The organism is Acidobacteriota bacterium, from assembly GCA_029861955.1.
In the GTDB taxonomy this organism is placed as follows: domain Bacteria; phylum Acidobacteriota; class Polarisedimenticolia; order Polarisedimenticolales; family Polarisedimenticolaceae; genus JAOTYK01.
The window spans coordinates 1-6,850 of record JAOTYK010000072.1; the positions used below are offsets into that span (position 1 = coordinate 1).

General features: G+C 61.8%; 6 protein-coding genes. 1 reads left to right on the plus strand and 5 read right to left on the minus strand.

The window, feature by feature from the left end:
* From OES25_17235 to OES25_17255, 5 genes are all read right to left on the minus strand, one after another.
* A partial coding sequence (locus OES25_17235) for an ATP-binding cassette domain-containing protein (protein ID MDH3629382.1) occupies positions 1-398 on the minus strand: 398 nt, incomplete at its 3' end.
* The gene (locus tag OES25_17240; GenBank protein ID MDH3629383.1) at positions 395-1,378 is read right to left on the minus strand and encodes an ABC transporter ATP-binding protein; all 984 of its coding nucleotides are present in this window, start codon (positions 1,376-1,378) and stop codon (positions 395-397) included. The genes OES25_17240 and OES25_17235, both read right to left, overlap by 4 nt.
* Positions 1,372-2,220 (minus strand): ABC transporter permease, encoded by an 849-nt coding sequence (locus OES25_17245; GenBank protein ID MDH3629384.1) that lies wholly within the window; start codon positions 2,218-2,220, stop codon positions 1,372-1,374. The genes OES25_17240 and OES25_17245 overlap by 7 nt, the downstream gene beginning before the upstream one ends.
* Positions 2,220-3,167, minus strand: coding sequence for an ABC transporter permease (locus OES25_17250; GenBank protein MDH3629385.1), 948 nt, complete (start codon positions 3,165-3,167; stop codon positions 2,220-2,222). Before OES25_17250 ends, OES25_17245 begins: the two co-directional genes overlap by 1 nt.
* Positions 3,168-4,736, minus strand: coding sequence for an ABC transporter substrate-binding protein (locus tag OES25_17255; GenBank protein MDH3629386.1), 1,569 nt, complete (start codon positions 4,734-4,736; stop codon positions 3,168-3,170).
* A gap of 124 nt (positions 4,737-4,860) precedes the next feature.
* On the opposite strand from OES25_17255, the gene OES25_17260 reads away from it, so the two are divergent.
* A partial coding sequence (locus tag OES25_17260; GenBank protein MDH3629387.1) for a peptide-N-glycosidase F-related protein occupies positions 4,861-6,850 on the plus strand: 1,990 nt, incomplete at its 3' end.

The following is a 6,850-nucleotide window of genomic DNA, read 5'->3' on the forward strand; positions in this document are numbered from 1 at the left end:
AGTAACCGATTCACCCGTTGGTCCCGGTCGCCCTTATCCATGGAGTGGATCTCAAACGGCTCCAGCAACTGCGACCGCACATTCATCCGCGGACTCAGGGAACCCGTCGCGTCCTGGAACATCAGGACCACACGTCGACGGTCCGGCTGGAGTCTCTCCCGAGCGTCTCGCAAGACCTCTTCGCCGTTGTACAGAACTCGACCCTTGTGGGCTGAAGCCAGACCCATCAGCGCCATCGCAAGTGAGGTCTTCCCGGATCCGCTCTCTCCCACGATCGCCAACGTCTCCCCGCGGCGAATCTCGAACGACACACCCATGACGACCTCGACCCAACTGGAAGTCCAGCCGCCACGCGGATACCGGATCTGTAGTCCATCGACCTGCAGAAGTGGCGTCATGACTCCCCCGCCGGCAGATGGCAGGCCGCTCGATGTTCGTCGTCGTTCTCCGTGCAACCGCTGAGCGCCGGCCATCGACTTGCGCAGACGTCGATAGCGACGTCACACCGCTCCCGAAAGATGCAGCCTGTCGGCAGGTTGATCGGGTCGGGCAGACCACCGGGAATGATCGGCAATCGGCGGGTCCGCTTTGAGATTCGAGCCGGATCGCACTCCAACAACCGCCGGGTGTAGGGATGCTGAGGCCGATGGAAGATATCGCGGACCGTCCCGCTCTCGACGACCTCGCCGGCGTACATCACGACGACCCGATCGCATAGCTCGGCGATCACACCCAGATGATGAGAGATGAACAGGATTGAGCAGCGGAACTCGGACTGCAGCTCCTTCAGCTGATGGATGATCTGCACTTCCAGCGTAGCGTCCAGGGCAGTCGTCGGCTCGTCGGCGATCAGCAACGCCGGCTTCATCATCAGGGCCATCGCGATCGCCACGCGCTGTTTCATGCCTCCCGACAGCTGGTGCGGATACTCGCGGATGCGTCGCTCGGGCTCGGGAATACCGACCCGCTGCAACATGGCGATCGCACGATCGCGCTTCTCGGACCGACGGACGGATTCACGAAACTGGATATCGGACATCTGCCTGCCGATGGTCAGGACCGGATTCAGCGACGTCATCGGATCCTGGAACACCATGGCAAGCGCTGCGCCGCGCAGGTCGCGGATCTCACGCTCGTCCAGTGCCAGCAGGTCACGCCCCTGAAAGTCGATCGTTCCGCCATCGATCCGTGCGTTGGGAGCCAGGAGTCGGATGATCGCCGATGTCAGCGTAGATTTTCCGCAACCGGACTCACCGACGATCCCCACGATCTCGCCTCGTGGGACCGAGAGATGAACGTGTCGTAAGGCGCGGGCGTGACCCTGCTCGGTTCGATAGCTCACCGACAGGTCGTTGATCTGAAGAACGTTGCTCACGATGCCCGCCTGCCGCTTCTGCGAAGTTTGGGATCCAGGATGTCCCGCAGAGCCTCGCCTAGAAACGTAAACCCAAGCGTCACCACGATCAGAGGGATCCCGCCGGCGATGATCGGCCACGGCGAATTGCGGATGAACGAGTAGCCGTCGTTCAGGATACTGCCCCAGCTTGGTGTCGGTGGGCTGACGCCGAGACCCAGGAAACTGAGTCCGGCCTCCATCCCGACGACGACAGGAACGTCCATCGACGCCAGTATCAGGAGGGGCGCCGCGATGTTGGGAAGCACGTGACGGAACAGGATTCGACCGGTGCTCGCGTCCATCGCCTGCTCGGCCTTGATGAAATCACGATCCCGCGTTGCAAGAGTCTGGGTCCGTACGATGCGCCCATAGATCGGAATGGAGGTGAGGATCACGACGCCGATGACGGTGTTCAGCGACGGACCGATCAACGAGACCACCGCAAGCGCAAACATGATCGTCGGAAACGATCGCACGGTGTCGAAGCCTACGACAAGAACGCGGTCGAGCCAGCGTGGCCCGAATCCGGCGAGCATCCCCAGCAGGAGACCCAGGGTCAACGAGACGGAGATCGCGATCAGCGACACCTTCAGCGCCACCTGACTCCCCACCAGAACGCGGGAGAGGATGTCGCGACCCAGCTGATCCGTGCCAAGCAGATGATCGGACGAGGGCGACAGCAAGCGTGCGTCCACGTCGATGTCCACGGGATCGTAGGGTGCCAGAACGTTGGCCAGGATCGTGACCAGGACGATGGTGGATACGATGATCAGCCCAAGAAAGCCGAGACGATCGGACCGCAATCGACGGAGCGTATGACCCATCAACGGGACTCACTTCTAAGACGTGGGTCGAGCCACGCGTTGACGAGATCCGAGAGCAGGGTCGCGACCACGAAGAAGATCGTCGTGATCAGGACGGTGCCCATGACGACGGGGTAGTTACGTGTCATGACGGACTCGTGAAGTAATTTTCCGATCCCCGGTCGAGAGAAGACGATCTCCGTGAACAGCGCACTGGAGAGTGTCATGCCGATCCCGAGACCGATGACGGTCACCGTCGGCAGGATGGCGATTCGAAGTGCGTAGTCCCGGATGACCACCCACTCCGGGAGCCCGAACGCCCTTGCGGTGCGCACGTGTTGCTCTTCGATGACTTCCAGCATGGAACTGCGCACGAGACGCGAGATGTAACCGACCCAACCCAGGCCCAGCGCGAAGGTGGGCAGCACCAGATGTCTGAGTTGATCCGGTAGGTTGCCGGTCTCGCCGGCACCCATCGCCGGAAACCAACGAAGCTTCACGGAGAGAATGAGTAGCGCATACAACGCGATGATGAATGACGGTACCGCGATGAAGCTGACCGACATCACGGCCGTGACGCGATCGAGCCAGGAGTTTCGACGGATCGCCGAGTAGCAGCCGAGCGGGATGCCGATAAGCGCCGCGCAGCCGATCGCCAGCAATACCAGGATGACGGTGTACGGCAACTGTTCGAGGACGATGGTGGTCACCGGACGGTTGGAGAACACGTCCTCACCCAGATCGCCGCGGAGGGCGTTCAACAAAAAGCGGCCGAGTTGGACCATCACCGGTTGATCCAGACCCATCCGTTGGTTCAACTCTGCGCGCAGCTCCGGTGTCGCTCGTGGACCCAGCAGGACGCTGGCCGGATCACCGGGGATCATGTGGATCATGCCGAACAGCAACGAGACCGCCAGGACGACGATCAGTAGCGATAGGCCGATCCGGCGCGCGGCGTAGTTCAGCATCTAGACCCGCTTGAAGTCGCGGAAGATCGGGTAACCGTCGCCACGGAAGGATGGGATCAGGTTGTCACGATAGAGGGTCGGCTCGAGTCCATGGGTCAGGAATCGGTAGCAACCGGTGTCTTCCATGATCTGCTGCATGCGTTGGTAATGCCGATCCCGCTCGCTCTCGTCCGTTAACCCGAGCGCGACGTGATGCCGTCGATCGAACTCCTTGCTACGCCAACGCTCCCAGTTCCAGAGACCCACCTGCTCTTCAATGAACCACTGGGTCGCATAGTAGGGATCGCCCAACATGAAGAAACTCTGCACGAAGAGTTGGACGTCCTGCCAACGGTCTCCGGATTCCATCCCCATCGTGAGAAACGTCGCGGAATCCTGGGGACGCACGTCGATCTCGAACCCGATGTCTCTCAGACACCACTGCGCGACCAGTGCGACCGTCTGCTCGAGGGTGTCGGTAGGACAGTCCAGGCGCAAGCGGAACGGAGTCTTGACGCCTGCTTCGGCCAGCAGCCGTCGCGCCCGATCGGGATTGCCTTTCGGCGGAATGTTGGCCTTCTCGCGATGGCCGATCAGGCCGGGGGCGATGATTCCCGTCGCCGGCTCTGCCAGGCCGAACCACGCCGCCTTCAACACGGCCTCGACGTCGATGCCCCACTGGATCGCCTGACGGACGCGAATGTCGGCCAGCTTCGGGTGCTCCATGTTCATCCCGATCCAGTAGTAACGAAGCGCCTTCCGTACATCGAGGGTGCTGTTGGGAGTCGGTCGCTTCTCGAACACCTCGACCGACTCCACCGCGATCTGGGTGCAGTCAAGCTCGCCGGCCTCATAGGCAAGTTCGGCCGGCTTCGGGTCATTGATCGGATAGATATGAATCTCGCGAAATCCCTGCGGGTCTCCCGTCCATGCGGGATTGCGCTCCAGCACCGTCAGGCGTTTGGACTGCCAGGACTTCAACTGGTAGGGCCCCGAACAGGAGGGTGGGTGGATGCCGAACTCGTCGTCGACCGCTTCCATCGCCGTCTTCGAGTGGATCGACCCCGTTGACTGACAAAGCCCCACGGTGATCAGCGCCGCGTAGGGCGACTTTAATACGATGACGCCGGAGTAACGATCTTCGACCTCGACGTGACTCAACGTTCCGAGGTCCCCCGAGTTGGGGAAGTTCTTGTCGGATCGGATCACACGCTCGAGGGAGTACTTGACGTCCTCGGCGGTCATCTCTCCCAGGTCGTTGTTGAACTGCTGACCCTTCCTTAAGCGAAACGCGTAGTGCGTGCCGTCCAGCTGCTCAAAGTGCTCCGCGGCATCCGGCTGCCAGCCCCAGCCGCCGTCGGATGGGAATCGAACGAGTGACATGTAGAGCGCGTTGCCGATCAACCCCTCGGCACCGGAGATCATCCGCGCCGGATCCAGGGTGGCGACGCTGTTGTAGTTGCGGATATGGAGGATATCGCCGTCGGCGGCCCACGTCGGACCGGTGTATCCGACCGTGGCAACGCCGATGCCTGCCGCGGTGACGGTCCGTAGAAAATCCCGGCGGGTCGGGTGGAATCCTGGATTCATCCGGCAACTCTCATCGGCGAAGTCTACCCCGCGCGCTCGGAATCCACGCCCAAGTTGACTTTCTCGTCGAAACTGCGTAATCCGTACGGTTAGCGGTCTCTTTTGCCGCGACTCCGGGGGATCCATGCGTAGATCGAATCGTTCGCTTGTCGTCCTGCTTGCCATCGTTCTGTTTGCTGCGCTGCCGCTCGCGGCCGCCGACGTGACCAACCCCGATGAGGTTGCAAACGTCATGCTGAACATCTCCGATGGCGACATCGTCTTGACCTGGGACTCGGTCACCCTGGATGTCACCGGGAACCCCGAGACTATCGGCAACTACGAGGTCTATCGCGGGACCGCCGCGACGTTTATCCCCGACAAGGCCTCGGGGACCAACAAGATCGGCAGTCCGTTGACCGAGAGCTTCACCGACACCGGTGCCGTCGCCGGCCCGGACCCGGTCACCTTCTACCTGGTCAGCGCCGTCGACCAGGATCTTAACGAAGGGATCACCCGGGCATCCACGGTCACCAGTCCACCGACACTGGGCGGGTTCTGGACCGACACGTCCATCGAACTGGACTGGAACCAGGCCCAGCCCTCGGGAGATGTGGCCTATTACCGGATCTATCGTGGCGAGTCGGTCGGCAACTACGACTTCGCCCAGGACATCGCCCTGGATCAGGTCTTCTCCTCCACCGGGCTGACGCTGAATATCCTCTATCACTACGCGGTCACCGCCATCGACACGGCGGGGAACGAATCGCAACTAAGCAATGAACACACCGATGTTCTGGAAGGTCGTTACAGCTTCCTCGCCCACAACGACGACGAGCTCTGTTGGGGTGGCGGATGCGATCCGACCGACCCGACCTACGTGCAACGTGATGGCGGCTGGCAGCTGTTGGTCCCGACGGACTTCCCCGCGGGAGATTGGGTGAAGATCGAGGTCGATTTCACCATGGCCTCCAAACTTTGCACGCCGCCTGCCGGAGGCAACGTCTCCAAGTGCGGGCCAGGCAACCCCTGTGTCAGTCCTCCCTGTAATGGCGGCTACAACACCTGTGGCGACCCGTGGGATCGGACGGCCCATCTGTTCATGGTTCTGGACGACTGCATCGACCAAGGCGTGCAGTGCATGAACCACGACAACATCGAGTTGATGCGGTCGGTCACGCCGTTCGGTACCGACGCGCGTCCCCCGGACGGCCCCGGGACCGTCCCGCCGCGCAAGCTGACGATGGACATCACACCCTTCGCGCCGCTCTTGGCCGGACAACAACGTTTCATCGGTGCGCACATCGGCCACTTTACTCAGGGGGGCTGGTGGGTCACCACGCAGTTCAGGATGAGTAAGCGAGTGGAAGAGTCCTCACCGAAGCCGCCGGCCGACGGTATCGAACCGATCTTCTTCCACAGTAGCGGTGCCGAAGTCACGGGACCGTTCCCGGTCAGCATTCCTGCGGACGCGCTGCAGGTGACGGGGCGATTGTTCATTACGGGACACGGCGGTGGTTCCGATCCCGTTTGCCCCAACCCCGCCGACGAGTTCTGTCAGCGAACCAACCGGATCCTCGTCGACAGCGCTCAGGCCTGGGCCGACGTTCCGTGGCGTGACTGCTGTTATCCCCGCGGGTCCGCCCAATGTCTGGGCTGCACCGATTGGAACGCCTGCGGTTATCCGTCGTGTACGTTCGACCGATCCGGTTGGTGCCCCGGCGAGATCGCCTGTCACGACAACCTGGATGAAGGCTGCGATCAGGATCTGCCGATGACCGGCGCCCTGACGCCGGGCGTCAGTCACGACATCGAGTACATGGTCCAGGACGTCAACGGAAGCTGGTCCCGCAGCCTCGTCGTCTACTGGTACAACGAAATCACCCAGTTTTGCGGTAACAACATCCAGGAAGGGACCGAGGTCTGCGACGGCACCGACCTCAACGGCGAGACCTGTCAGTCCCAGGGATTCGACACCGGAGATCTGTTCTGCAATGTGGGTTGTGGCGGCTACGACACCTCATCTTGCCGTGATTGGCAGTGCGGGAACAACATCTGCGAGTTGAGCGCCGGCGAGGACTGCGTCTCCTGCGGGGCCGACTGCAACGGCGTCCAGGGGGGCAACCCGGATGGTC

What these genes read in the sequence shown, in the direction of transcription:
- OES25_17245 (MDH3629384.1), bottom strand. Translation starts at nt 2,220, where the DNA reads ATGGGTCATACGCTCCGTCGATTGCGGTCCGATCGTCTCGGCTTTCTT.
- OES25_17250 (MDH3629385.1), bottom strand. Translation starts at nt 3,167, where the DNA reads ATGCTGAACTACGCCGCGCGCCGGATCGGCCTATCGCTACTGATCGTC.
- OES25_17255 (MDH3629386.1), bottom strand. Translation starts at nt 4,736, where the DNA reads ATGAATCCAGGATTCCACCCGACCCGCCGGGATTTTCTACGGACCGTC.